Origin of the sequence: Skermanella pratensis, assembly GCF_008843145.1 — a bacterium.
Lineage (GTDB): Bacteria > Pseudomonadota > Alphaproteobacteria > Azospirillales > Azospirillaceae > Skermanella > Skermanella pratensis.
The window spans coordinates 1,848,382-1,872,132 of sequence record NZ_CP030265.1; the positions used below are offsets into that span (position 1 = coordinate 1,848,382).

A 23,751-nucleotide genomic window follows, 5' to 3' on the forward strand; every position below is an offset into this window, starting at 1 on the left:
TCCGCTGGATAGGGTCTAGGGGAACGGGGTGGACGCGGCCACGGCCATGGTTTCGGCCTGGGCGATGTCCTCCCCATCGGTGACGACGCAGATGGTCAGCGGCTGCCGCTTTCCTCGGAAATGGAAGACGGCCGGGCTGCATCCGGGCCCGCCCCCGGTATGCCCGGCCGCGCCGGAGCCGCCGGGGACCAGTTCGACCATCAGCCCCAATCCGTAACCCGGTTCGATCCAGGGCCGGTCCGGCATCGGATCGGCGACCCGCCGGGCCGCCGTCATCCGGGCCAGCAGGGAAGGGGACAGCAGCGCGCCGGTCATGATGCCGTGGAGCAGGCACGCCGCGGCATCCGGAGTCGCGGCGACGACACCGTGCGACACCCAGCCGGGATGATAGCGGGGGGCGACCGGCACCGGCGGTCCGCCGTTCCCGAGATACCGGCTCGGACCCAGATCCAGCCCCTCCAGGTCCGCCCGGGCCGCTGGGGCGAAGGCGTCGGTCACCCCGAGCGGCCTGAAGACGAGATCCGCCAGCATGTCGCCGAAACCGGCCCCGGCTTCCCGGCACAGGATCCGGCGGACCAGCATATAGCCGATATTGGAATAGGCCCAGCCCCGGCCGGGCTCGAACAGCAGGCGTCCGGCACCCGTTCGGGACCAGTATTCCTCCTCGGTCCAGGGCTCTTGCCCGGCCCTCACCGCCTCATGGTATTCGGGCAGGCCGCCATAGTCGGCCAACCCGCTATCGTGGTGGAGAAGCCGGCGGAGCGTGATCCGGCCGGCGACCGATCCCGGCACGGCGGGCTCGTCCAGCGGATGGTCGAGTCGGAGCCGGCCCGCTTCCACCAGGCGGAGCGCCGCCGCGGCCATCAGCGTTTTCGTGAAGCTGTACAGCAGGTAACGGCCGGTTTCTCCGGCGGTGGGCCCTTCCCGGCCGACCGATCCGGACCACCGGTCGGCGCCGTGGATGATCGCCACGCCGGCCCGGCCGCAGCCGGTGACGAACCGGGACGATATTTCCGCCAGGGCCGCTTCCATCATCCGGGGAGTATTGCCGCTCGCGCCGGGTGCTACAAGATGGGATGCGGGGCGGCCTCTTCTTCGGCTGGTTGAGCGCGTTGACGACGGGAGCGGGTGATGGAAGACCGGCGGATACTGGAGCTTTCCGAATGGATCATCGGGGCCAGGCTGGAGGGAGCCCCGGAGACCGAACTGGTCGACGGCTTCTGCCGGCGGCTGGTCGAGTACGGCGTCCCGCTGACGCGCGTGGTGGTCGGGATCGATACCCTCCACCCCGTTCTGGAGGCCCGCACCTTCCACTGGCACCGGAAGAAGAACGAGACCACGGCATCCGAGTACGCCCGCGCGGTAGCCCGCGAGAACGAGGACAAGTGGCTGAAAAGCCCGTTCTACTACCTGACCGAAGGCGGCGGTAAATCCCTGCGCTGCCGGTTCGTCGACGGCGACTGCCCGTCCGACCGGTTCCCCGTCCTGGGCGAACTGCGGGACGAGGGGATCACCGACTATCTCGCCATAAGCAATATGTTCGGAAAGCCGATCACGATCGGCCTGATGGACAGCCTGGTGTCGTCCTGGTCGACCGGCCGGCCCGAAGGGTTCGACGACACCCACATCACGATCATGGAGCGCAGCCTGCCATTCCTGGCGCTGGCGATCCGCGACGTCTCGGTCGCGCGCATCGCCGAGACGCTGGTCGAGACCTATCTGGGTCGTGACGCCGGCCGGCGCGTGCTGGGCGGCTATATCGAGCGCGGCGTGACCGAACGGATGAGCGCCGTCCTGTGGTTCAGCGACCTCCAGGGCTTCACCCGGATCACCGACACCGTCGATCCGGAGCAGGTAATCCCGTTGCTGAACGATTATGCCGACGCGATCGTCTCCTCGATCCACGACCACCAGGGGCAGGTGATGAAGTTCATGGGCGACGGCATCATGGCGATCTTCAGCGGCGCCGGCGACGGCGAGCTGTGCAACCGCTCCCTGGATGCCGCCGAGGAGGCACGCCGCCGCGTCGCCCGGCTGAACAAGCGGCGCAAGGCCGAGGGGCTGCCCTGGACGCGCTTCTACCTGGGCCTCAATGTCGGCGAGGTGTTCTACGGCAACATCGGTAGCGAGGACCGGCTGGACTTCACCGTGATCGGCCCCGCGGTCAACGAGGTCAGCCGGATCGCCGCCATGTGCCGGTCCCTGGACCAGGACGTCCTGCTGTCGTCCGCCTTCGCCAACTCCGCCGAGACCTGCGCCGCGCGGCTGGTGTCGGTCGGCCGCTACGCGCTGCGCGGCGTCGGCCGCCCACAGGAACTGTTCACCCTGGACCCGGAGGCGGTGGCGGGTGGTACGGGAACGTGCGCCATGCTCAGGTGATCGGCATGGCGTTCAGCTTGACCCGGCCGGGGCAGCCGGGCCGATGCGTTGGGCCGTGGCCCAACGCATCGCGGCGAGTGGGACGGCAGGCCGTGTGGAACGGGTCAACCCGGCCGGAAACCGCTCTAGAACTGATCCTCCGACAGCGCCATCACCGTGCGGTGGCCCTCGGTGATCGGGGTCAGCAGGCTGATCGCCTGGGGCAGGAACTGGTCGGCGAAGAAGCGGGCGGTGATCAGCTTTGCGTCCAGGAAGCGCTGGTCGGCGTCCGGGTCGGTCTGGCCCTGCTGGGCCGCCATCGCGGCGCGGGCCATCAGGAAACCGCCGGTGGTGATGCCGAACATCTTCAAGTAGCTGGCGGCCCCGGCCGCCGCGGCCTGGGGCATGCGCTTGCCGTGCTCGACCAGCCAAGCCGTCGCCTTCTCCAGCGCGTCCACCGCCTTGCCCAGGCCGATGGAGATCGCCGCCATGTCGTCGCCCGGCAGGTGCTTCAGCGCCTCCACCGTCTCGCGCATTTCGGCGAACAGCACGCCGGCGGCGGCACCGCCGTCGCGGATCACCTTTCGGAACACCAGGTCGTTGGCCTGGATGCCGTTGGTGCCCTCATAGATCGGGGTGATCCGGGCGTCGCGCAGGTGCTGGGCGGCGCCGGTCTCCTCGATGAAGCCCATGCCGCCATGGATCTGGATGCCGATCGAGGCGTTCTCCACGCCCAGGTCGGTGCACCACGCCTTGACCACGGGGGTCAGCAGGTCGGCCATGGCCTGGCCCTTGGCGGCCTCGGCGGGGTCGGCGTGCTTCTTCGCGATGTCCAGCGCCGCGACCGCGTAATAGGTCAGGGCCCGCGCGGCTTCGGTCTGCGAGCGCATGGTCATCAGCATGCGGCGGACGTCGGGGTGCCGCACGATCGTCACCGGCTCGCCCTTGGCGTCGGTCATGTCGCGGCTCTGCACCCGCGTGCGGGCATAGTCGCGGGCCTGCTGGTAGGCCCGTTCGGAGATCGCGACGCCCTGGAGGCCGACGCCCATGCGGGCGTTGTTCATCATGGTGAACATGTACTCGATGCCGCGGTTCTCCTCGCCGACCAGATAGCCCACGGCGCCGTCGTCGTCGCCGAACGCCATGACCGCGGTCGGGCTGGCGTGGATGCCCAGCTTGTGCTCCAGGCTGACGCAGCGCAGGTCGTTGCGGCCGCCCAGCGAGCCATCCGGATTGACCAGGAACTTCGGCACGACGAACAGCGAGATGCCCTTGATGCCGGGAGGCGCGTCGTTCAGCCGGGCCAGCACCATGTGGATGATGTTCTCGGTGAAATCGTGCTCGCCGTAGGTGATGTAGATCTTCTGGCCGGAGATCCGGTAATGGCCGTCCTCCCGCACCGCCCGGGTCCGGATCGCGGCCAGGTCGCTGCCCGCCTGCGGCTCGGTCAGGTTCATGGTGCCGGTCCATTCGCCCGAGATCAGCTTGCCGAGATAGATCTCCTTCAACTCGTCGCTGCCGTGCTCGGTCAGCGCCTCGACCGCGCCCTGGTTCAGCATCGGGCACAGCGCGAACGACATGTTGGACGCCTGCCACATCTCCTGCACCGCCATGGCGAGGGTCCAGGGCAGGCCCTGGCCGCCGTGACCGGGGTCGAACGGCACGCTGTTCCAGCCGCCCTCCTGGTACTGGCGATACGCCTCCTTGAAGCCCTTGGGCGTGCGGACGACGCCGTTCTCCAGCACGGCCCCTTCCTGGTCGCCGGAGAAGTTGATCGGCGCCAGCACGTTGGAGGCCAGCTTGCTGGCTTCGTCGAGGATGGCGTCGACCATGTCTGGCGTCGCATCGGCATAGCCGGGCAGGCTGGTGATGCGGTCCATGCCGACCACCTCGTTCAGCACGAAGCGCATGTCCTGGATGGGGGCGGAGTAGGGGATCATGGTAGGCGGGGTCCTCCCGAGACCGTATGCTTTGATCGAGGGTGCCGGCGGTTTCGGCGGCATCCCCGGGTGAAGATAGCGCGGGCGCATGCAGCTTGCGAGCCTTGCGACATGGTACCGCGATGCCCGCGCCATTGGCACGGGGATTGCTTTATCGAGTGCGGAACCCGTTGGTAGAGGCCGCCATGTCCAACCCTGCAAACCTGATGCACGCATCCGATCCCCAGCAGTACCGCGCCGCGGCCGGGGCAGCCCCCCAGGCGATCCAGGCGGCGGTGCGTCAGGCGAGCGACCGGACGGGGGTAGATTTTTCCTACCTTATGGCAAAAGCTGCCCAGGAAAGCAGTTTCGACCCGGCGGCGAAGGCCGCGACCAGCAGCGCCACGGGGCTTTACCAGTTCATCGAGAGCACTTGGCTGAACATGGTCGAGCAGCATGGCGCCAAGTACGGCCTGGGCCGGGAGGCGGCTCAGGTTCAGCGCCGGTCGGACGGCACGCCCTACGTGCAGGACCCGCAGGCGCGGCGCGACATCCTCGACCTTCGGAAGGATCCCAAGGTGTCGTCGTACCTGGCGGCGGAGTTCGCGCGCGACAACCAGACGCAGCTCGAACAGACCGTCGGGGGCAGGATCGGGTCGACCGAACTCTACATGGCCCATTTCCTGGGGGCCGGCGGGGCGTCCAGGTTCCTCAACGGCATGCGCCAGAACCCGGACCAGCCGGCCGCGGCGTTGCTGCCCGAGGCAGCGGCGGCCAATCGCGGCGTGTTCTACGACAAGTCCGGCAAGGCGCTGTCGGTCGGCCAGATCTACGACCGGTTCGCCGCGAAGTTCGACGGGATGGAGGGCTCCTCCGTGGCGGCGTCGGCCGGCGCCATCGGCACACCGTCCAGCCGGTCGGCCTGGAGCAGCGACGGAGGGTTCCGCTCGCCCTTCGGCAGGGCCACGGCGCCGAATGCGGAGCCGGCGTCGCTGTTCACCGTCATGGTGCTGTCCCAACTCGGCACGCCCAAGGAGGACGGTGCCGCCGCCGACGGGTCGAAGAACGGTCAGCGGGAGGCCGCCAAGGCGATCAGCGCGCCGATGCCCGGGTTCGGCGCGGTCTGAAGTGGCGCCTGGCCCTCCGGCAGGCTAGGGTGGCCGGATGGACGATGATCGCATTCCCACGGAACTCTGGGTCAGGGCGCATGTGCGCCGCTGCATCTCCGAAGCGATTCCCGCCGTCATCGCGCGCAAGGGCTCCCCTTACGGCGGCCTCGTCATGCTGAAGCTGAACCAGCTTGAGCACGGCTGCCGGGTGCTGACCCAGACGCGCGACATGGACGGCAAGACCGCATGGCTCGCCGCGAAGGAAAACACCCTGATGCCGGAGGCCGACGCGGACGCCTATATCGAGCGCGCGGTCAAGCGCGACCCGGATCTTTGGGTAATCGAGATCGAGGACCGGGCCGGCCGCCATCCTTTCGAGGGAAAGGTGCTCTGACGGACCGGCGCCGGATCGCGCGATCCCTTGCTCAGGGCCGGTATTGGGGAATCGGTGAGTCGGAAACGCCGGCTCCCCCGGTACCGATCGGCCCGGAGCGGCTCCGCCCCGTGACGAAGTCGGAGGAGCGGCCGGTGTCGCGGTCGCTGGTGCCGCCCCCCGACCCGCCGGTCCCCATCTGGCTGTTCGTCCCGGAATAGCCGGCGCCGCCGGGCCCCAGGGTGTTCGTCGTGCTCGACGGCGTGGGCCCGCCGCCCCGGCTGCCGCCCCAGCCCAGGTTCTCGCAGGCTGTCAGGGACACGAGGGCCAGACCGGCAACGGCAAATCTCACGTAATGCGGCATGGTGCCCTCCACTGTAAAACGATGATTTCAGTGAGGTATTCAACACACGGTGGCGAGATTTGTCACCGGATCCAGGTGGGGTAGCCGGTCGCGCAGCCCGGAACCCCGCCTCACAGCACCTTGCCGGGGTTCATCAGCCCCTTCGGGTCCAGCGCCGCCTTGACCCGGCGCATCATGTCCAGCTCGACCGGCGACTTGACGCGCTTCAGCTCCTCGCGCTTGAAGGTGCCGATGCCGTGCTCGGCGCTGATCGAGCCGTCCATGCGCAGCACGATGTCGTGGACCACGGTGTTCAGCTTGTCCCACTGGGCAAGGTAGGTCTCCGTGTCGGCACCTTCCGGCTGGGTCACGTTGAAGTGGATGTTGCCGTCGCCGACATGGCCGAACGGAACCGGACGGGCGCCGGGGATGGTCCGCCCGACCGCCTCGGTCGCCTCCCGGATGAAGGTGCCGACGCAGGATACCGGGATCGAGATGTCGTGCTTGATCGAGCCGCCCGCGTATTTCTGGGCCTCGACGATCGCTTCCCGGATGAACCAGAGCTGCTTGGCCTGGGTCTCGCTCGACGCCAGGACCGCGTCCATGACCAGGCCGGCCTCCATGGCCTCGCCCAGGGTCGCCTCGATCGTGTCGCGGAAGGCGTCGCCGCCGCTGCCGGTCGCGAACTCCAGCAAAACGTACCAGGCGTGGCTCTCCTCCAGCGGGTCGATGGTGCCGGCCACGTGCTTCAGGGCGAAGTCGATCGCGATGCGCGGCATCAGCTCGAAGGCGCTCAGCGCGTCGCCGCTGGCCGACCGCAGGCTTGCCAGCAGCTCGATCGCGGCGTCCGGGTCGCGGACGGCGAGGAAGCCGGTCTCCACCTGCTTGGGCCGGGGAACAGCTTCAGCACCGCGGCGGTGACGATCCCCAGCGTGCCCTCCGCCCCGATGAACAGGTGCTTAAGGTCGTAGCCGGTGTTGTTCTTGCGCAGCCGCCGCATGCCGTCCCAGACCTGCCCGTCCGGCATCACGACCTCCAGGCCTAGCACCAGGTCGCGCATGTTGCCGTAGCGCAGCGTCATGGTGCCGCCGGCGTTGGACGAGATGTTGCCGCCGATCTGGCAGGTGCCCTCGGCGCCCAGGCTCAGCGGGAACAGCCGGTCCACCTCGGCCGCGGCCTCCTGGATCGCCTGGAGCACGCAGCCGGCCTCCACCGTGATGGTGTAGTTCAGAGGGTCGACGTCCCGCACCTTGTTCATCCGCGACAGGCTGACCAGCACCTCGCTGCCGTCCTCCGACGGGATCGAGCCGCCGACCAAGCTGGTGTTGCCGCCCTGGGGCACGATCGGCACGCCGGCCTCGTGGCAGGCCTTCACCACTTCGGACAGCTCCCGCGTGGTGGCGGGGCGCAGCACCAGCGGCGTCGTTCCGCGGTAACGGCCGCGCCATTCCGCGACATAGGGCTCCATGTCGCCGGGGGTATCGATATGGCCGGCGGGGCCGACGATGCTGCGGAGACGGTCGAGGAAGGCTGCGTCGATCATGGCTTTGTCAGTCTTGTGTCGGCGTTTCGGGAGGGAAGGGCGCTTGCCCGCGGGGGGCCGCGGCCCGGCGCAGGCGGTCGTTGATCGCCACGCCGAGTCCCTGCTCGGGTATGGGCATGACGGCGATCGCGGCGTGCTCCGGCCGGTCCAGGGCGCGCAGCATCGCGAACAGGTTGGCCGCGGCCTCGTGCAGGTCGCCCTGCGGGCTCAGGTTCAGGCGCGTCGCGCCGCCGCGGATGAAGGTGTCGGGGCCGAAGGCGAGCAGGGCCTCGTCCGGCGCGGCCCCGTTCGCCCCCAGCCGGACCGGCCGGCCCGGGGCATAGTGGCTGGCGAGCTGGCCGGGCGACTTGGGCGCCGCCGGGTCGCCCGATTCCTCCTGCCGTGCCCGCAGCACCGGCATGCCCAGCAGCGCCTCCAGGTCCTCGGCGATCACGCCGCCGGGGCGCAGCAGGACCGGCGCCTCTCCGGTCAGGTCGAGCACGGTCGACTCGACGCCCACCGCGCAGCGGCCCGCGGCCAGGATCAGGCCGACGCGGGCGCCCAGGCTCTCGGCCACGTGCAGCGGCGTGGTCGGGCTGACGGCGCCCGACCGGTTGGCGCTGGGGGCCGCCACCGGCCGCCCCGCCGCCTTCAGGAGCGCGCGGGCCACCGGGTGCGCCGGGAACCGGACCGCCACGCTGTCCAGGCCGGCGCTGACCAGCAGCGACAGCGGGCTGTCGGGCCGGCGCGGCAGCACCAGCGTCAGCGGGCCGGGCCACAGGGTCTCGGCCAGCCGCTCGGCGCGCTCGTCGAACCGGACGATCGCCTCGGCCGAGGCCTGGTCGGGCACATGGACGATCAGCGGGTTGAAGCGCGGCCTGCCTTTGGCCTCGAAGATCCGGGCGACGGCGCGGTCATCGGTCGCATCGGCGCCCAGCCCATAGACAGTCTCGGTCGGGAACGCCACAAGCTCCCCGGCGCGCAGCATGTCGGCCGCGCGCGCGATGTTGGCATCGCTGGGCGGGACCAGCTCGGGCGTTCTCTGTGGGCTGTCTCTCTGCGGACTGTCTGTGCTGTTCATGATCATCGTTTTAAAGTGTTGTCGCGGTGCGCGAAAGCCAAACACCACCCTTGGCGTGTTACCGATGTGGATGCACTATGCCGTTGCTGCGGCGGTCAGGGCACTTTTTCAATGACAATCGGCGGCATGGCCGATGAGCGGAGCAGGCATGGCGGGCAAGATCTACACCGTGGCACAACAGAAGGGGGGCGCCGGAAAGACGACCCTGGCGGCCCATCTCGCGATCGCCTGGTCCGAGGTGGACCTGCGCGTCGCGGTGGTCGATATCGATCCCCAGGGGAGCCTGACGCGCTGGTTCCAGACCAGGCAGGAGGCGCTCGGCGGAAATGTCGGCCTTCAGCACGTCCAGATCAACGGCTGGCGCACCCAGCGCGAGGTCGAGCGGCTGGCGCAGGAGAACGACATCGTCGTGATCGACAGCCCGCCGCACGCCGAGACCGAGGCCCGCATCGCGGTCCGCTCCGCCAACCTCGTCATCGTGCCCGTCCAGCCCAGCCCGATGGACATGTGGGCGACCCAGCCGACGCTGGACCTGGCGCGGTCCGAAAACGTGCCGGTCCTGCTGGTGATCAACCGGGTGCCGCCGCGCGCCAGGCTGGCCGACGACCTGATCGAGCGGATCAAGGGCATGGGCGCCGACGTTGCCCACACCCAGATCGGCAACCGCGTCCAGTTCGCGGCGGCCCTGTTCGAAGGCCGCAGCGTAACCGAATCGGCCCGCAAGACCCGCGCCGCCGAGGAGATCCAGGAACTCGCCGCGGAGATCCTGAAGCGGGGCAAGCGCTAAGGGCGGGCGGCTAAAGCGCCTTCGCCGCCTTCAGCACCTCGTCGGTGTGGCCGTCGACCTTGACCTTCCGCCAGGCGCCGCGGACCACGCCGTCGCCGTCGATCAGGAAGGTCGAGCGCTCGATGCCCATGTACTTCTTGCCGTACATGCTCTTCTCCTTCCACACGTCGTACTTCTCGGCGGTGTCGGAGCCCTGGTCGGACGCCAGGACGAAGGGCAGCTCGTATTTCTTCTTGAACTTGTCGTGGCTGGCGACGCTGTCCTTGGACACGCCGATCACGACGGCGTCGATGCCGGTGAAGTCGGGCAGGTTGTCGCGGAAGCCGCAGGCCTGCTTGGTGCATCCGCTGGTGTCGTCCTTCGGATAGAAATACAGCACGACCTTCTTGCCGCGCAGGGCCGACAGGCTGACCTCGCCGCCGCCGTCGGTCGGCATGGTGAAGTCGGGAGCGGGGGAACCTACCTCGACGCTCATGGGGTGCTCCTCAACTGGACTGGATTTTATCGATTCGACCGCCTGCGATGTTGGTCATCGCGGCGCGGAAGTCAAACCGCGAATGGCGGATTCCGCCCCCGCGTGATCCCGGGGACGGCCGGTCCGGATGGTGGATCGATCGGAACCCGGTGAAATCCGCCCGGGCGCCGCAGGCGGTGATCCTGTCGGCCATGTCGAGCGCCCAGGGTTTCGAGTACCAGGAGACCACTCTCTGGTTCCTGCAATGTGTCGGGCCATCCATCGAGAACCGGTATTGCCGACCGCATGCGGGCCGCGGTGCATTCCGCCCCCAGACGCGCCAGCACCGATGCGGCGCGGCTGGAGTCGACGCGCATCAGCAGCTTTGATGTCTCTCCGATATCCAAATCCAAGCTCCGATTTCTGACCGTGGGCGCGAGCTGCGACATGAAGTCGAGCAGAGTGATCAGCAGGGGCTCGAAACCGGCGGGCTTGGCGAGGAGAAGCCCCTTGTCCACCTGCGGCAATCCCTGAAGGGAATCGAGTGCGTCGATCTTGCCGGATGGACAGGCGTCGCTTCCCTCCCGATGTTTCGTGCGTCTGGACTGCCAAGCCGATTCTGGCTGATCTCCCGCCGCAACCGGTCGGTCGGCATCTGCTTCTGATCGCCGGCGGTCTCGGCGGCGTGGTCCTCGAAGCCGCCGGATGATTTCGGTTTCCTCAATTCATGTCATGCATGGTAGAAAATTACTCTCGCCAAGCTCGCTGGAGGCGTTTCATGAACCGAGATAACCCATTAAAAGATGATTTTTTCTGTATTTTCACCAAGCAGAAGATGCGTGTCCGCCTGAAAGGGTGGTGTCAATTTTGATTGACTAACCCATGTGTCAATCTTCATAATCCGGCCATGGCATACCCGACCCCCTCCGCCGTCCTGGAACTTCTGAAACCCATCACGTGGTTCGCCCCGATGTGGGCCTATGGCTGCGGGGTGGTATCCTCGGGAGTGCCGGCGGCGGATCGGTGGCCGCTGGTGATCGCCGGAGTCATCCTCGCGGGTCCCCTCATCTGCGCCACCAGCCAGGCGGTCAACGACTGGTACGACCGTGACGTCGATGCGATCAACGAACCGAACCGGCCGATCCCTTCCGGCCGGCTGCCGGGGCGCTGGGGCTTCTACATCGCCCTGGGCTGGACGGCCCTGTCGCTCCTGGTGGCCAGCGCGCTGGGGCCGTGGGGCATGGGGGCAGCCGTGGTCGGGCTGGCGCTCGCCTGGGCCTACAGCGCTCCGCCGATCCGGCTGAAGCGGAACGGCTGGTGGGGCAACGCGGCGGTCGGCGCCTGCTACGAGGGGCTGCCCTGGTTCACCGGGGCGGCGGTCATGTTGGCGGCCCGGCCGGACTGGCGCATCCTGGCTCTGGCCGGGCTCTACAGCGTCGGCGCCCACGGCATCATGACGCTCAACGACTTCAAGTCGGTCGAGGGCGATCGGCGGATGGGCATCGCGTCGCTCCCCGCCAGCCTCGGCGTCGAGCGGGCGGCGCGGCTGGCCTGCGTCGTGATGGTCGTGCCGCAAGTCGCGGTCGTCGCGATGCTGGCGCTGTGGCAGCGTCCGGTCCATGCCGCGATCGTCGCCCTGTTGCTGGGCGCCCAGCTCTTCCTGATGTTCCGCCTGCTGGAAAGCCCGCGCGAGCGGGCTCCCTGGTACAATGCCACGGGGACCAGCCTCTATGTCATCGGCATGCTGGTGGGCGCCTTCGCGCTGCGCCAGACCTTCCCGGGGGTCCCATGACTGACCATGTGCCTGACCACGTGACTGGCCAGAAGATCTACGATGCGGTGGTGGTCGGCGGCGGGCCGGCCGGGGCGACGGCGGCGGCCGACCTGGCGCGGCTCGGCCGATCCGTCCTGCTGCTGGACAAGGCGGGCAGGATCAAGCCGTGCGGCGGCGCCATCCCGCCCCGGCTGATCCGGGAGTTCGAGATCCCGGACTACCTGCTGGTCGCCCGGGCGCGCTCGGCGCGCATGATCTCGCCGTCCGAGCGGCGAGTGGACATGCCGATCGACGGCGGCTTCGTCGGCATGGTGGACCGAGAGGTGTTCGACGAATACCTCCGCGACCGCGCGGCACTGGCGGGGGCCGAGCGCCGCACCGGCAGCTTCACCGCCATCACGCGCGACGGGGGCGGAGTCGCCACGGTCCATTACAAGACCGGCGACGGGTCGGGAACGGCCCGAACCCGGGCCGTGATCGGCGCCGACGGCGCCATCTCCGCCGTGGCCCGGCAGGAGGTCCCCGGCTCCGACCGGATGCAATGCGTCTTCGCCTACCACGAGATCGTGAAGTCGCCCAGCGCCGGTGCCGCCGACTTCGACGGGTCGCGCTGCGACGTCTATTATCAGGGGCACCTGTCGCCGGACTTCTACGCCTGGATCTTTCCCCACGGCGATACGACCAGTATCGGCACCGGCTCCGCCCACAAGGGCTTCGCGCTGCGCCGGTCGGTCGGCGACCTGCGCGCCGCCACGGGACTGGACGGCGTCGAGACGATCCGCCGGGAAGGGGCGCCGATCCCCATGAAGCCGCTGAAGCGCTGGGACAACGGCCGCGACGTGGTGCTGGCCGGCGACGCCGCCGGGGTCGTGGCGCCCGCGTCGGGCGAGGGTATCTACTACGCCATGGCGGGCGGACGCTTCGCGGCGGACGCCGTCGAGACCTTTCTTTCGACCGGAGACGCGACGGCGCTGGCCGGTGCCCGCAAGCGCTTCATGAAGGCCCACGGCAGGGTCTTCTGGATCCTCGGGATGATGCAGCATTTCTGGTACAGCAGCGACAAGCGGCGGGAGCGCTTCGTCGGCATCTGCCGCGATCCCGACGTCCAGAAGCTGACCTGGGACGCCTACATGAACAAGGAACTGGTGCGCGCCAAGCCGGCCGCGCATGTGCGGATCTTCTTCAAGGATCTGGCGCACCTGCTGGGTGTCGTCCGACCATAGAGAAAAGCCTGAACGGCTTTCAGTCCGGGAGTTGACCATGGCCTCTGTCGCGCTCGTCCATCCTGTCGCGGAAGCCCCGGCCGTGCCGCGGGCGCTGCCGGACCGCGGATCCTCGCGTCCGCTGTTCCCGTTCTCCGCGATCGTCGGCCAGCAGGAAATGAAGCTGGCCCTGCTCGCCGCCGCGGTCGATCCCAGCCTGGGCGGCGTGATGGTGTTCGGCGATCGCGGCACCGGCAAGTCCACCGCCGTCCGCGCGCTGGCAGCATTGCTGCCGCCGATGCGGGCGGTGGCGGGCTGCGCCTACAATTGCGACCCCGCGCATCCGGCCTCGCTCTGCGTCGAGTGCAGGGCCGCCCGCGCCGCCGGCTCGCTGAAAAGCAGGCGGGTGCCGGTCCCCGTCGTCGACCTGCCGCTGGGCGCCACGGAGGACCGGGTGGTCGGGGCGCTCGACCTGGAGCGGGCGCTGACCCGGGGCGAGAAACGCTTCGAACCCGGATTGCTGGCCCGTGCCCACCGCGGGTTCCTCTATATCGACGAGGTCAACCTGCTGGAGGACCATCTGGTCGACCTGCTGCTCGACGTCGCCGCATCCGGCGAGAACGTGGTCGAGCGCGAAGGCCTGAGCGTGCGCCATCCCGCCCGCTTCGTGCTGGTCGGCAGCGGCAACCCGGAGGAGGGCGAGCTTCGGCCCCAGCTTCTCGACCGCTTCGGCCTGTCGGTCGAGGTGAAGACTCCCACCGATCTCGCCGAGCGGATCGACGTGGTGCGCCGGCGCGACGTCTTCGAGCGCGACCCCGCCGGTTTCGCCGCCAAGTGGAAGCGTGAGGAAACCCGCCTTCGCCGGAGCATCGAGGCGGCCCGGACCAGGCTGCCGCTGGTCCAGGTGCCCGACGCCGCGATCGAGCGGGCGGCCCGCCTGTGCATGGCGCTCGGGGCCGACGGCCTGCGCGGCGAGCTGACCCTCGTCCGGGCGGCGCGCGCCGTCGCCGCCCTGGAGGGGGCCGGTGAAGTCCTGGACCAGCACCTCCGCCAGGTGGCATTGCCTGCCCTGCGGCATCGCCTGCGCCGCAATCCCTTGGACGAGGCGGGATCGACCGCGCGGGTCGAGCGCGCCGTCGCCGACCTGTTCGGCGCATGACCGGCTGGGAGGACTCCGCCACGGCCGCGGCGCTGTTCGCGGTCGATCCTGCCGGCCTGGGCGGGATCACGGTCCGGGCCGCTGCCGGCCCCGTGCGCGATCGCTGGCTGGACCAGCTGCGCGGGCTGCTGCATGACGGGGCGCCCTTCCTCCGCGTGCCCTGCCATGTCACCGACGACCGCCTGCTGGGCGGCCTGGACCTCGCGGCGACCCTCCGGGCCGGGCGGCCCGTGATCGAGCAGGGCATCCTGGCGCGGTCCGACGGGGGAGTCGTCCTGCTGGCGATGGCCGAGCGGCTGCCGCCGGCCATGGCGGCCCGGCTGGCCGCCGTTCTCGACCGCGGAGAGGTCCGGCTGGAACGCGACGGCTTCGCCCGGAACATCGACGCCCGCTTCGGGCTGGTCGCCTTGGACGAGGGCGATGCGGAGGAGCGGCCGGCGGCGGTGCTGACCGAACGGCTCGCCTTCCACCTGGACCTCGGCGCCATCGCCCTCGGCCAGGCCGGAGCCCCGCTCCGCACCGCCGCCGAAATCGCCGAAGCCCGTGAGCGCTCCAGCCGGGTGAAGGCATCCGACGAGATCATGGAGGCGCTGTGCGGCACGGCGGCCGCTCTGGGAATCGGCTCGATCCGCGCACCCCTGCAAGCCCTCGCCGCCGCGCGGGCCGCCGCCGCCCTGGAAGGCCGGACCGAAGTGGGCGAGGCCGACGCCGCGCTGGCGGCCCGGCTGGTCCTGGCCCCGCGCGCGACTTGCCTTCCGGCACCGCCGGAACCGGAACAATCCCAGGAACCGGAACAATCCCAGGAACCGGAAAAGGACTCTGACCCCATTCCCGAGAACCAGGGCGAATCTCTGGAGGATGTCGTGCTGGAGGCGGCGCGGGCCGCCATACCTGAAGACCTCCTCAAGCGCCTGGGAAGCCTCGCGAATGCCAGCCGCCGCGCCCAGCCCGCCGGCAAGGCGGGCGCCGTCGCCCAGGCCGCGGGCGGACGCCCGGCCGGCGTCCATCGCGGCTCCGCGCGGTCGGGCGCGCGCCTCAACGTCATCGAGACCCTGCGGGCGGCGGCGCCCTGGCAGCGCCTGCGCGCCGACTCCCACGAGACTGCCCCCGGGGCCGTCCCGCGCATCCAGGTCAGGCCGGAGGATTTCCGGATCGCCCGGCTGAAGCGGCGGAGCCGGACCACGACAATCTTCGTGGTGGACGCTTCCGGCTCGTCGGCCTTCCACCGCCTGGCGGAGGCCAAGGGCGCCGTCGAATTGCTGCTGGCCGACTGCTATGTCCGGCGCGACGAGGTCGCCCTGGTGGCCTTCCGCGGCAGGACGGCCGAACTGCTGCTGCCGCCGACCCGTTCGCTGGCGCGCGCGAAGCGCTGCCTCGCGGCGCTTCCCGGCGGAGGCGCCACGCCGCTGGCGGCCGGGATCGACGCCGCCTCGGCCCTGGCCGGCGCCGTGACGCGCCGCGGCGGCACGCCCGCGCTGGTTCTGCTGACGGACGGCCGCGCCAACATCTGCCGCGACGGCACGACGGGACGCGCCGCCGCCGAGGGCGACGCGCTGAGCGCCGCCCGCCAAGTCGCCGCCGCCGGACTGCGGGCCCTGCTGGTCGATACCTCCGCGCATCCCGAACCGGCGGCCCGCCGGATCGCCGACGGCATGCGGGCCCCCTACCTCCCGCTGCCCAGGGCCGACGCCGCCGCGATTTCCCGCGCCGTCCGGATGGCGGCACCGCAGCCCGCTTCATGAGGCGGCCGGTCTGGGAGCGGGAAGGGCGCGGCTGGCCCCACCGCGAGACCAGCAGCTTCGTCACCGCCGGCGGCCTCCGCTGGCACGTCCAGCGGATGGGCGAGGGTCCCGTCATCCTGCTGCTCCACGGCACCGGCGCCGCTACCCATTCCTGGCGCGGGCTGATGCCCCTTCTGGCCCGCGACTTCACGGTGGTGGCCCCCGACCTGCCGGGCCACGGCTTCACCGACCCCTTGCCGGGCCATCGCCTCTCCCTGCCCGGCATGGCGCGGGCCGTCGCGGCCCTGCTCGAAACCCTCCAAGTCTCGCCGGAGATCGCGGCCGGCCATTCCGCCGGCGCCGCCATCCTGGTCCGCATGGCGCTCGACCAGTTGATCCGCCCGCGCGTGATCATCGCGCTCAACGGCGCCTTCCTGCCGTTCCGGGGTGCCGCCGGCCATCTTTTCATGCCGCTGGCGAAGCTGCTGGTCCTCAACCCGCTGGCGCCCCGGGTGTTCTCCTGGACCGCCGACGCCCGCGCGGTCGAACGGCTGATCCGCAACACCGGCTCGGTCCCGGACCGCGCCGGGATGGAGTTCTACGGCCGGCTGATCCGCTGCCCGGACACGTGTCGGCGGCCCTGGGCATGATGGCGAACTGGGACCTGCACCCCCTTGTCCGCGACTTTCGCCGGCTGGAGCCCAAGCTGGTCCTGGCCGTCTCGTCCGGCGATACCGCTGTTCCGCCGGAACAGGCGGAGCGGGTGCGCGGCCTGCTGCCGCCGGCGGTGATCGACACGCTGGGGCGCCTGGGCCATCTGGCGCACGAGGAGCGGCCCGACCTGGCCGCCGACCTGATCCTGCGCCATTCCCGCTGAGGGCCTGCGAGGCACCTTTTCACCCCCAAGGTGTTGATCCGCTGGCGAGCAATCGAGAAGAATGCTCTCCTGGAGCACGACGGCAGGAGTCCTTGATGATGCGCGCCCCAACCCTTCCTCCCGCGCTCGCCGGCGACCTGCGGGAGACAAGCCGGCGCGCGGGGCGTCTGGCCTACTACGTGTCCGACAGGGGGGCCGGCGACGGTCCGCCGCTGCTTCTGGTCCACAGCATCAACGCGGCCGCCTCCGCCTACGAGGTGAAGCCGGTCTTCGAGCGCATGGTGGCGCACCGCCGCGTCTACGCGGTCGATCTGCCGGGCTACGGCCATTCGGACCGCTCGGACCGCTACTACGGCATCCGCCTGTTCACCGACGCGATCCACGACATGCTGGACGTGATCGCCGAGGATACGGGGTCCGATCCGGTCGATGCGCTGGCGCTGTCCCTTTCCGCCGAGTTCCTGGCCCGCGCCGCCGTCGAGCGGCCGGAGCGCATCCGCACGCTCGCCTTCGTCACCCCGACCGGCTTCAGCAAGGGATCGACCAAGGCCCATGGCGGGATCAGGACGAAGGCCTCGCGCGAGGTGCCGGGGGTCTACCGCTTCATCAGTTTCCCGCTCTGGGGGAAAGGGCTCTACGACCTTCTGGTGAGCCGGCGGAGCATCCGGTACTTCCTGGAGCGGACCTGGGGTTCCAAGAACGTCGACGACGGCATGGTCGATTACGACTACATCACCGCGCACCAGCCCGGCGCCCGCTTCGCGCCCTTCGCCTTCCTGTCGGGCAGGCTGTTCAGCCAGGATGTCCGCGACCTCTATGCGCGGCTGTCCGTGCCGGTCTGGATGCCCCACGGCACGCGCGGCGACTTCAAGGACTTCAGCGGCGCGGATTGGCTCAAGGACAAGCCCGACTGGCGGCCTCAGCCGTTCGACGCCGGGGCGCTGGTCCATTTCGAATGGCCCGACGAGTTCGCGTCCTCATACCGGGATTTCCTTGGCCAAAGATGAGCGGCGGTGAAGAAAGATGAGGGCAGTCGCTTGGAGTTGAGTTCGGTAAGGGCGCTGAAGGCCGAGGTTTCCGCGGACATCCTGGGGCCGCTTCTGAGGGAGGCGCGGGAAGCGCGCAGTTTCGGGCTGGCCGCCGGCCCGATGCGGCGCGCGGTGAAGCCGGAGAGGGGCGTGGCCCTCGGCATCGCCGGGGGACCGAGCCCGCACCAGTACCGCCTGGCGGTGCGCATCCAGCGCCGCACCTTCGAGGATGACGGCGACCTGCGCCGACGGCTCGAATCCGTATCGCACAGCGAGGTGGACATCCGCTATGTCGGGCGCGTCGCCAAGCGGACCACGGCAGATCCCGCCGTCCACCCCGCCGTCCACGGCCCGATGCCGCCCTGGTTCCGCCTGCGCCAGAGGCCGTTGCTGATCGGCTGCTCGGTCGGGCACCATGCCGTCACCGCCGGCAGCCTCGGCGGCTTTTTCAGGCACCGCGAGACCGGGCGGACGGTCCTGCTCAGCAACAACCATGTGCTGGCGAACGAGGACCTGGCCAAGCCCGGCGACGCCGTGCTCCAGCCCGGGCGGTTCGACGGCGGGCGCCGGTTCAAGGACCGCATCGGCACGCTGGTCGGCACGGTCCCGATGAAGACAGACGGTTCCAACCTGATGGATGCAGCGATCGCCGGCCTGGCCGAGGGAGTGCCTTTCGATCCGCGCTCGATCACCGGTTTCGGCCTGCTGCGCGGGCTGCGCGACCGGCCGGTCGAACCGGGCGACGAGGTCCTCAAGATCGGCCGCACCACCGGCCTGACCCACGGCGTGGTGACCGCCATCGAGCTCGACGACGTGGTGGTCGATTATGACCGGGGGCAGATCACCTTCGACCGGCAGATCGAGATCGAAGGGGCGGGCGGCAGCCCCTTCAGCAGCGGCGGCGACAGCGGCTCCCTGATCCTCGACCGGGAGGGAGACGCCTGCGCGCTGCTCTTCGCCGGCAGCGACCATGGCGGAAGCAACGGCAAGGGCGTGACCAATGCCAACGATTTGAGCCTTGTCATGGAAACTCTGAATTTGGAACTGGCGCTCGAACCGCTTATTGCTTAAATTGAAACCATGTCGAACGTGTCGATAGACCAGGCCAGACGGGTGAAACCGAAAGCGGGCGAAGCCGCCCGCCGCTGCGGAACCGTGACCGGCGTCGGCATCACCAAGGTCGGCGACTCCTATGCCGTCAAGGTCAACCTGTGCGAGCCGGTGCCGAAGGCATCGCTTCCCGACGCCATCGACGGCGTGAAGGTGGTCTACGAAGTCCTGGGCAGGACCGCGGCGCGGTAGCGACGCCCCTCTGCGGCCCTCCGGATTCGAGGGCATCGCCAAAGCCCCTGCGAACATCTCCAATCTAGAGCTGAAGCAATCAGGCTCGATGCACGATTGCCATGGACATGGAGCGGGCCGGAGTTCGTGTCTTCTTCTCGTGCTCGCACGATGACAACGTCTATCTCGATCACATCCCGGAACCGCATGGCACGAAGAGATCGTCGCCCGGCTGAACAGCGCCGACCTGATCATCGGTCCGCACGACGTAGAACAGCCCGCCCAGCAACTGCCGCATGTCATGCCGACGGCGGTTGAACGCTTCCAACAAAGGAATTTGGTTTCCCTATCCGGAGCATGGGAAGAAACGTTTACCTGATCGAAGCGTTCGAGAAAAATTGCCGCCGCCAGCAAGAAACATTGGCGGCATCAATCGCAAACGGCTTTCTGACCCGAACACCGAGCGGATGGGAGTGCTGGAGGACGGCAACGCGTGAGGATCGATATGACACCAACCATTCGGCTGACGACCACCGGTTTGATTGCCACAGCCGTGGCCTTCGGTCCCGCCCGCATGGGATTTGGCCTCTTCCTGCCTGCCTTCCGGGAAGAGTTCGCGCTTTCGACGTCCATGGCTGGAATGATCGCCAGCGCGGGATTCCTAGCCTTCCTTGTGGCGCTTCTGGCGAGCGCCTGGATCTGCCGGCGATTTGGCGAGCGTGTCGCGGTCACCACTGGCGCCGTGGCAGCGTCGATCGGCTTCGCAACGGTGGCGGCGGCCGAGACCTCCGGCATCCTCGCCCTGGGCATTGCCCTCGCCGGAACCAGTGCGGGCCTTTGCTGGGCGCCGTTCAACGACGCGGCCGAGCGTGTGGTACCCAGTGAGGCGCGTGCCACCTCGCTCTCCGTGGTCTCGACCGGAACCACCTTCGGAGTCGCGGCCGCCGCCGGGCTCGCGCTCGCCGTGACGCAGGGAGCCCTGGACTGGCGGGGTGCCTGGGTCGGCTTCACGCTCAGCGGGGTCGCCCTTGCGGCAATCGCACAGGCCGGGCTGCCGTCGAGCCGGGGCCGGAAGCCGGCCCCGGAGGGTTCCCCGACACGGTCGCGGCAGCAGGCAGTCTTACCCGGCGCGCTGCCATTCCCCTATACGGCACGGCACTCTGCTTCGGGATGACAAACGCGATCTTCCTGTCTTTTGCAGCCGACCGGGTCGTGGGGGCCGGTGGCCTGCCTGGTCTTCCGGACGAGGTCGCCTCGGTCGTGATCTTTCTCGCCTACGGGATATTTGGCGTGCTCGGCCTCGCGACCGGGCGGATCGAAGCACGGATCGGGCTTGCGCCGCTGCTTTGCCTCATCTTCGCCGCAGCGGCGCTGTCGCTTATGCTGATCGCCATCGCGCCGACGTCGTGGATCGCGGTGATCGCAGCCTCAGGGCTGCACGGCGCGGCGGTCATGATGGTGAGCGCGGTGTTCTCGTTCTGGAGCGTGCGGCTGTTTCCGGGGCGCAGCACTCTCGGCTTCACGGCGGCGCTGCTCTGCATGGCTGCCGGAAGCGTACTGGGTCCGGCGCTGGCAGGGCTATTGGCAGCCGCTCAGGGTCCGTTGGTCATGTTCCTCGCCGCCGCCACACCGTCGATTGCCACGGCGCTGTGGTTCGGCGCGCGACTGAAGCGTATTCAGACGAGCGTGCCCTAGGTTGGTGTCCGATCAGGTTGAACCGCTCCGGTCCACGCGGCCTGCCGTTCCACTTGCCGCGTTGCGTTGGGCCCGTGGCCCAACGCAACGGTTCGGCTGCTCCGGGCGGATCGACCTGATCGGGCACAGCTCTAGTGTCCGTGCACGGTAGTTCTGATGAGTTCGGCGGAGCAGGGTGCCGTAGCGGGATAGCGCAGCAAAGAAGGCTTCTCCGAAGAATTGCGATAACCGTGGATCTGGACACGTGCCCGCAATTCCTGATCCTGATCGATCTCTTGCGATCAGCGCCCATAACCGAGTTTCACCGCGCCCGAACCTGAGCCCTATCCAGAGTGTCAAGTTCGTGTTACGCTCCGGCGTTATGAACAAGATGACACGCGACATCCAGGCTTCTCCCCATGCCGTCGTCATCGGCAGCGGCTTCGGCGGGCTGGCCGCCGCGGTCCGGCTGGGTGCGCGGGGCTATAGGGTCACCGTTCTGGAGCGGCTCGATGCGCCGGGAGGGCGGGCCTATGTGTACCGGCAGGACGGTTTCACCTTCGACGCCGGTCCCACCATCGTCACGGCGCCCTTCCTGCTGGAGGAGCTTTGGCAGCTCTGCGGGAAGCGGCTGGCCGACGACGTGGAGCTGCGGGCGATCTCGCCGTTCTACCGCATCCGGTTCGACGACGGCCAAGTGTTCGAGTACTCCGGCGACGACGCCGCGATGCGGGCGGAAGTCGCGAAGTTCTCGCCCGCCGATGTTCCGGGCTACGAGAGCTTTCTGAAGGCCAGCGAAGCGCGCTTCAGGATCGGGTTCGAGCAGTTGGGCGACGTGCCGTTCAGCAGCTGGACGGACATGGCGCGGGTGCTTCCCGATCTGGTCCGGCTGGCGGGCCATCGCTCGGTCTACGACCTGGTCTGCCGGCACGTGCGCGATCCCAGGCTTCGCACCGTGCTGAGCTTCCATCCCCTGCTGGTCGGCGGCAATCCCTTCGCCACCACCTCGATCTACAGCCTGATCGCCTTCCTGGAGCGGCGCTGGGGCGTCCATTTCGCCATGGGCGGCACGGGGCAACTGGTCCGCGGCCTGGTCCGCCTGATCGAGGGGCAGGGCGGCGTGGTCCGCTGCGACACCGAGGTCGCCCGCATCACCGTCCGCGACGGCCGCGCCACGGGCGTCAGGCTGGCGTCCGGCGAGGAGATCGCCGCCGACATCGTCGTGTCCAACGCCGACAGCGCCTGGACCTACCGCCACCTGATCGCGCCGGAAGCCCGCAAGCGCTGGACCGACCGCCGGATCGACCGCGCCCGCTATTCCATGAGCCTGTTCGTCTGGTACTTCGGCACCCGCCGCCGCTACGAGGATGTCGCCCACCATACGATCCTGCTCGGCCCGCGCTACCGCGAGCTGCTGGACGACATTTTCCGGCGGAAGATCCTGGCCCAGGACTTCAGCCTCTACCTGCACCGGCCGACCGCGACCGACCCGTCGCTGGCCCCCGACGGCTGCGACGCCTTCTACGTGCTGTCCCCCGTTCCCCACCTGGACAGCGGCACCCGCTGGGACGAGACGGCGGAGACCTACCGCCGCGCCATAGAGCGCCACCTGGGCGAAACCCTGCTTCCCGGCCTCCAGGGTCAGATCGTCACGTCCCGCATGCTGACCCCCAGGATTTCCAGGACCGCCTGCTCTCGGTGCGCGGAGCCGCGTTCGGGCTGGAGCCGGTGCTGACCCAAAGCGCCTGGTTCCGCCCGCATAACAAAAGCGAGGATATCGAGCGGCTGTATCTGGTGGGGGCCGGGACCCATCCCGGTGCGGGACTGCCGGGCGTGCTGTCGTCGGCCCGCGTCCTGGACAAGGTGGTGCCGCATGCGGCCGTCCTGGTCTAGCCCCGGGACCGGGCCGGTCACGGCCGCCGATTTCGCGGCTTGCCGCCGGTTGCTCATGAACGCTTCGCGGACTTTCCACGCCGCCTCGCTCCTCCTGCCGTCCAGGGTGCGGCAACCGGCCTCCGCCCTGTACGCCTTCTGCCGTCTGGCCGACGACGCGGCCGACTTGGCCGACGACGGCGACGCCGCGCTGGAACGGATGCGCCGGCGGCTGGACCGGGCCTATGCGGGCCGGCCGCTGGATCATGCGGTGGACAGGGCCTTCGCCGATGTGGTCGACCGTTTCGCGATACCCCGCACCCTGCCGGAAGCGCTGTTCGAAGGGTTCGAATGGGATCTCGCCGGCCGGCGTTACGCAAGGCTCGGGGAACTCAACGCCTACGCCGCCCGCGTCGCCGGGACCGTCGGCGCCATGATGGCCGTGCTGATGGGCGTGCGCGACGGCGACGTGGTGGCCCGCGCCTGCGACCTGGGCATGGCGATGCAGCTTTCCAACATCGCCCGAGACGTCGGCGAGGACGCGCGGGCCGGCCGCCTCTACCTGCCGATGGAGTGGCTTGGGGAAGCCGGGATCGACCCCGACGCCTGGCTGGCCGACCCGGTGTTCAGCCCGGCGCTGGGCGGCGTGGTCCGGCGGCTGCTGGCCGCGGCCGACGAATTCTACCGCCACGCGGACTCCGGCATCGCCCGCCTGCCGCCCGCGTGCCGCCCCGGCATCCAGGCCGCCCGCCACCTCTATGCGGAGATCGGGCGCGAGGTGGAGCGGGCCGACGGGGACTCGGTGTCCCGCCGGGCCGTCGTCCCGGCGCGGCGCAAGGCCCTGCTGCTGGCCAGGGCGTCGGCCGCCGCCCTGTCCGGCGCCGCCCAGGCGGCGGTCCCCCGGAGCGCCGAGGCGTCCCGCTTCCTTGTCGAGGCCGTGGCCGCCACCACGGGGCGCGACGGGAGCCAAGATGGGGTCCGGGACGATCCTGTCGTGTGGCTGCTCCTCCTGTTCGAGCGGCTGGAGCGCGGCCAGCGCGTGGCGCTGAAGCGCCAGGGCTGATCCCGCGGTGTCGACGGGGTGGTTCGCCCTGGCGGAGATGCTGCTGGTCTTCGGCGGGGTCCTCGGCTGGGCGATCTATCAGATCGTCTCCGTCAGCCGGGCATCCAGGGACGATCCCAAGCGGCCCGATCAAAGTGATCCGAAACGAAAGGAT

General features: G+C 69.4%; 25 protein-coding genes and 1 pseudogene. 18 read left to right on the forward strand and 8 right to left on the reverse strand.

Annotated features, from left to right (window positions below):
* Positions 1 to 15: 15 nt before the first annotated feature.
* The gene (locus DPR14_RS08330; protein WP_246149029.1) at positions 16 to 1,035 is read right to left on the reverse strand and encodes a serine hydrolase domain-containing protein; all 1,020 of its coding nucleotides are present in this window, start codon (positions 1,033 to 1,035) and stop codon (positions 16 to 18) included.
* Positions 1,036 to 1,131: 96 nt separating this feature from the next.
* Here DPR14_RS08330 and DPR14_RS08335 point away from each other — a divergent pair, with 96 nt between their 5' ends.
* Positions 1,132 to 2,379, forward strand: coding sequence for an adenylate/guanylate cyclase domain-containing protein (locus DPR14_RS08335; protein WP_158044729.1), 1,248 nt, complete (start codon positions 1,132 to 1,134; stop codon positions 2,377 to 2,379).
* Between the two features lie 125 nt (positions 2,380 to 2,504).
* Here DPR14_RS08335 and DPR14_RS08340 read toward each other — a convergent pair whose 3' ends face one another.
* Positions 2,505 to 4,298, reverse strand: a complete 1,794-nt coding sequence (locus tag DPR14_RS08340) for an acyl-CoA dehydrogenase (protein WP_158044730.1) — start codon at positions 4,296 to 4,298, stop codon at positions 2,505 to 2,507.
* Positions 4,299 to 4,483: 185 nt separating this feature from the next.
* Here DPR14_RS08340 and DPR14_RS08345 point away from each other — a divergent pair, with 185 nt between their 5' ends.
* Positions 4,484 to 5,404 (forward strand): transglycosylase SLT domain-containing protein, encoded by a 921-nt coding sequence (locus DPR14_RS08345; RefSeq protein ID WP_192499354.1) that lies wholly within the window; start codon positions 4,484 to 4,486, stop codon positions 5,402 to 5,404.
* A 37-nt stretch (positions 5,405 to 5,441) separates the two neighbouring features.
* Positions 5,442 to 5,780, forward strand: a complete 339-nt coding sequence (locus DPR14_RS08350) for a DUF1491 family protein (protein ID WP_158044732.1) — start codon at positions 5,442 to 5,444, stop codon at positions 5,778 to 5,780.
* A 31-nt stretch (positions 5,781 to 5,811) separates the two neighbouring features.
* Here DPR14_RS08350 and DPR14_RS08355 read toward each other — a convergent pair whose 3' ends face one another.
* The 3 genes and pseudogenes from DPR14_RS08355 to DPR14_RS08365 form a co-directional block, all read right to left on the reverse strand.
* Complete coding sequence (locus DPR14_RS08355; RefSeq protein ID WP_158044733.1) at positions 5,812 to 6,123, reverse strand: hypothetical protein; 312 nt, start codon at positions 6,121 to 6,123, stop codon at positions 5,812 to 5,814.
* Between the two features lie 110 nt (positions 6,124 to 6,233).
* Positions 6,234 to 7,645 (reverse strand): annotated as a pseudogene (locus tag DPR14_RS29030) (FAD-binding oxidoreductase).
* 7 nt (positions 7,646 to 7,652) lie between these two features.
* Positions 7,653 to 8,705, reverse strand: a complete 1,053-nt coding sequence (locus DPR14_RS08365; RefSeq protein ID WP_158044734.1) for an L-threonylcarbamoyladenylate synthase — start codon at positions 8,703 to 8,705, stop codon at positions 7,653 to 7,655.
* Positions 8,706 to 8,853: 148 nt separating this feature from the next.
* Between DPR14_RS08365 and parA the strand changes: the two genes are divergently transcribed.
* The gene (parA, locus tag DPR14_RS08370; protein WP_158044735.1) at positions 8,854 to 9,492 is read left to right on the forward strand and encodes a ParA family partition ATPase; all 639 of its coding nucleotides are present in this window, start codon (positions 8,854 to 8,856) and stop codon (positions 9,490 to 9,492) included.
* Between the two features lie 10 nt (positions 9,493 to 9,502).
* Here the strand turns inward: parA and bcp are convergent, their stop codons facing one another.
* A complete protein-coding gene (bcp, locus tag DPR14_RS08375) occupies positions 9,503 to 9,967 on the reverse strand; it encodes a thioredoxin-dependent thiol peroxidase (protein WP_158044736.1) in 465 nt (154 codons plus the stop codon).
* A gap of 71 nt (positions 9,968 to 10,038) precedes the next feature.
* Positions 10,039 to 10,464, reverse strand: coding sequence for a hypothetical protein (locus DPR14_RS08380; RefSeq protein WP_158044737.1), 426 nt, complete (start codon positions 10,462 to 10,464; stop codon positions 10,039 to 10,041).
* A 389-nt stretch (positions 10,465 to 10,853) separates the two neighbouring features.
* On the opposite strand from DPR14_RS08380, the gene chlG reads away from it, so the two are divergent.
* The 9 genes from chlG to DPR14_RS08420 all read left to right on the forward strand — a co-directional run bounded on the left by chlG (position 10,854) and on the right by DPR14_RS08420 (position 19,009).
* On the forward strand, positions 10,854 to 11,738 hold the full coding sequence (chlG, locus tag DPR14_RS08385; RefSeq protein WP_158044738.1) for a chlorophyll synthase ChlG: 885 nt from the start codon (positions 10,854 to 10,856) through the stop codon (positions 11,736 to 11,738).
* Positions 11,735 to 12,943, forward strand: coding sequence for a geranylgeranyl diphosphate reductase (locus DPR14_RS08390; protein WP_158044739.1), 1,209 nt, complete (start codon positions 11,735 to 11,737; stop codon positions 12,941 to 12,943). Before chlG ends, DPR14_RS08390 begins: the two co-directional genes overlap by 4 nt.
* Before the next feature lie 37 nt (positions 12,944 to 12,980).
* Entirely contained in the window at positions 12,981 to 14,081 is a 1,101-nt protein-coding gene (gene bchI / locus DPR14_RS08395; protein WP_158044740.1) for a magnesium chelatase ATPase subunit I, read from the forward strand.
* On the forward strand, positions 14,078 to 15,823 hold the full coding sequence (locus DPR14_RS08400) for a magnesium chelatase subunit D (RefSeq protein WP_158044741.1): 1,746 nt from the start codon (positions 14,078 to 14,080) through the stop codon (positions 15,821 to 15,823). Before bchI ends, DPR14_RS08400 begins: the two co-directional genes overlap by 4 nt.
* Positions 15,820 to 16,452: an alpha/beta fold hydrolase BchO gene (bchO, locus tag DPR14_RS08405; RefSeq protein WP_246149030.1), complete on the forward strand. Its 633-nt coding sequence runs from the start codon at positions 15,820 to 15,822 to the stop codon at positions 16,450 to 16,452. Before DPR14_RS08400 ends, bchO begins: the two co-directional genes overlap by 4 nt.
* Entirely contained in the window at positions 16,449 to 16,679 is a 231-nt protein-coding gene (locus DPR14_RS28100) for a hypothetical protein (protein WP_246149033.1), read from the forward strand. Before bchO ends, DPR14_RS28100 begins: the two co-directional genes overlap by 4 nt.
* A 95-nt stretch (positions 16,680 to 16,774) precedes the next feature.
* Positions 16,775 to 17,686: an alpha/beta fold hydrolase gene (locus DPR14_RS08410; RefSeq protein ID WP_158044742.1), complete on the forward strand. Its 912-nt coding sequence runs from the start codon at positions 16,775 to 16,777 to the stop codon at positions 17,684 to 17,686.
* Positions 17,687 to 17,716: 30 nt separating this feature from the next.
* Positions 17,717 to 18,778, forward strand: coding sequence for a chymotrypsin family serine protease (locus DPR14_RS08415; RefSeq protein ID WP_158044743.1), 1,062 nt, complete (start codon positions 17,717 to 17,719; stop codon positions 18,776 to 18,778).
* Between the two features lie 42 nt (positions 18,779 to 18,820).
* A complete protein-coding gene (locus tag DPR14_RS08420) occupies positions 18,821 to 19,009 on the forward strand; it encodes a hypothetical protein (protein WP_158044744.1) in 189 nt (62 codons plus the stop codon).
* A 169-nt stretch (positions 19,010 to 19,178) separates the two neighbouring features.
* On the opposite strand, the gene DPR14_RS08425 is transcribed toward DPR14_RS08420, so the two are convergent.
* Entirely contained in the window at positions 19,179 to 19,316 is a 138-nt protein-coding gene (locus tag DPR14_RS08425) for a transposase (RefSeq protein WP_158044745.1), read from the reverse strand.
* 165 nt (positions 19,317 to 19,481) lie between these two features.
* Here DPR14_RS08425 and DPR14_RS08430 point away from each other — a divergent pair, with 165 nt between their 5' ends.
* The 5 genes from DPR14_RS08430 to DPR14_RS08445 all read left to right on the forward strand — a co-directional run bounded on the left by DPR14_RS08430 (position 19,482) and on the right by DPR14_RS08445 (position 23,597).
* The gene (locus tag DPR14_RS08430) at positions 19,482 to 20,162 is read left to right on the forward strand and encodes an MFS transporter (RefSeq protein WP_158044746.1); all 681 of its coding nucleotides are present in this window, start codon (positions 19,482 to 19,484) and stop codon (positions 20,160 to 20,162) included.
* Positions 20,159 to 20,683, forward strand: coding sequence for a hypothetical protein (locus tag DPR14_RS08435; protein ID WP_158044747.1), 525 nt, complete (start codon positions 20,159 to 20,161; stop codon positions 20,681 to 20,683). Before DPR14_RS08430 ends, DPR14_RS08435 begins: the two co-directional genes overlap by 4 nt.
* Before the next feature lie 370 nt (positions 20,684 to 21,053).
* Positions 21,054 to 22,397, forward strand: coding sequence for a phytoene desaturase family protein (gene crtI, locus DPR14_RS08440; RefSeq protein ID WP_343038719.1), 1,344 nt, complete (start codon positions 21,054 to 21,056; stop codon positions 22,395 to 22,397).
* The gene (locus DPR14_RS28855) at positions 22,391 to 22,555 is read left to right on the forward strand and encodes a hypothetical protein (RefSeq protein WP_343038720.1); all 165 of its coding nucleotides are present in this window, start codon (positions 22,391 to 22,393) and stop codon (positions 22,553 to 22,555) included. Before crtI ends, DPR14_RS28855 begins: the two co-directional genes overlap by 7 nt.
* Positions 22,556 to 22,610: 55 nt before the next feature.
* Entirely contained in the window at positions 22,611 to 23,597 is a 987-nt protein-coding gene (locus tag DPR14_RS08445; protein ID WP_246149036.1) for a phytoene/squalene synthase family protein, read from the forward strand.
* Positions 23,598 to 23,751: the final 154 nt, after the last annotated feature.